Origin of the sequence: Kitasatospora sp. NPDC101801 (genome assembly GCF_044766665.1) — a bacterium.
Lineage (GTDB): Bacteria > Actinomycetota > Actinomycetes > Streptomycetales > Streptomycetaceae > Kitasatospora.
The window spans coordinates 1-1,631 of record NZ_JBIWML010000098.1; the positions used below are offsets into that span (position 1 = coordinate 1).

At 70.2% G+C, this 1,631-nt stretch carries 1 protein-coding gene; it reads left to right on the top strand.

What is annotated here, in order from left to right; genetic code table 11:
- Positions 1-84 precede the first annotated feature (84 nt).
- On the top strand, positions 85-1,596 hold the full coding sequence (locus ACIRPK_RS36855) for an ISL3 family transposase (RefSeq protein ID WP_403047316.1): 1,512 nt from the start codon (positions 85-87) through the stop codon (positions 1,594-1,596).
- The last annotated feature ends 35 nt before the right edge of the window (positions 1,597-1,631 follow it).

Below are 1,631 nucleotides of genomic sequence, written 5' to 3' on the forward strand. Positions count from 1 at the left end.
GGCTCTGTTCCGTAGTCGGTGGTGACGCTGCGTCCTTGGCTGCGATCATGGACTGTGCATGATGCCAACTCTCTTGTGAATGTGGTGTTTTCGGGACTGTCTGCGCTGGTCGTCGAGGATGTGGTGGATGGCGGCGAGGTGGTCCGGGTCACGGCCCGGACCCGGGATGTCCCGGTTGCGTGCCCTGTGTGCGGGGTGGCGACGGGGAAGGTGCACGGGTACCACCGGCGGACGGTTGCGGACGTGCCGGTGGACGGCCGCCGGGTGGTGGTCCGGGTCCGTGTGCGCCGACTGGTCTGCCCGGTCCGGGGCTGTCCGCGGCAGACGTTCCGCGAGCAGGTCCCCGGGCTGCTTGAGCGCCTCCAACGCCGCACGACGCGTCTGGCCAGGCAGCTCTCGCAGGTGGTCAAGGAGTTATGCGGCCGGGCGGCCGCCCGCCTCGCCCGGTCCCTGGCCGTGCCGGTCGCCTACGCTGGCGCCCTGCGCCTGCTCAGGCGCATCCCCACGCCGGTCGTGCGGATCCCACGGGTGATCGGGGTCGACGACTTCGCACTCAAGCGTCGGCACCGCTACGCGACCGTGATCATCAACGCCGAGACCGGCGAACGCATCGACGTCCTGCCCGACCGCACCGCCCCCACGCTGACCGCCTGGCTGCGCGAACACCCCGGGGCCGAGTACGTCTGCCGGGACGGCTCGGCCACCTACGCCGAGGCGATCCGCCAGGCCCTGCCCGAAGCGGTGCAGGTCAGCGACAGGTGGCACCTCTGGTCCAACCTGTGCGGCAAGGTCTTGGCCGAGGTCCACTCTCACGCTGCCTGCTGGGCCACCGCTGTGAACCCCGCCCGGCCCGGGGGCGTTCGTGAGCAGACCACCCGCGAGCGTTGGCAGCGGGTCCACGGCCTGCTCGGCCAGGGTGTCGGCCTGCTCGAATGCGCCCGCCGCCTCGATGTCGCCCTGAACACCGTCAAGCGGTACGCCCGCATGAAGGAGCCCACCGGCGACCGCCGCGCACCCCGCTACAGGCTCACGCTCGTCGACCCCTACCGCGACTACCTGCGTCGGCGTCGGGCCGAGGACCCCGCGGTGCCCGTGACTCACCTCCTGCGCGAGATCAAAGAGTTGGGCTACACCGGCAGCGCGAACCTCCTGGTCCGCTACCTCACCCAGGGCCGCGCCGAGGGCGAACGGCCGGTCACCACACCGCGGCGCTTCGCCCGCCTCCTGCTCACCCGCCCCGAGAACCTGCGCGACAAGGACACCCCACTCCTGCGTGAACTCATCAGAGCCTGCCCCGAGATGACCGAACTCGCCCTCCTCACAGGCGAGTTCGCGCAGCTACTGACGCCGGCGGAGGGCAATGACGCCAAGCTCACCGACTGGATTACGGCGGTTCGCGCCACCGACCTGCCCCACCTGCACTCCTTCACGAACGGCCTGGAACTCGACCGCGCCGCCGTCGATGCCGGCCTCACTCTGCCCTTCCACAACGGCCGCACCGAGGGCGTCAACACGCGAACCAAGCGGATCATGAGGCAGATGCACGGACGCGCCGGATTCGACCTCCTCCGCCACCGCATCCTCCTCCCACAATGAGGACGTAGCGTCACCACCGACTACGGAACAGAGCC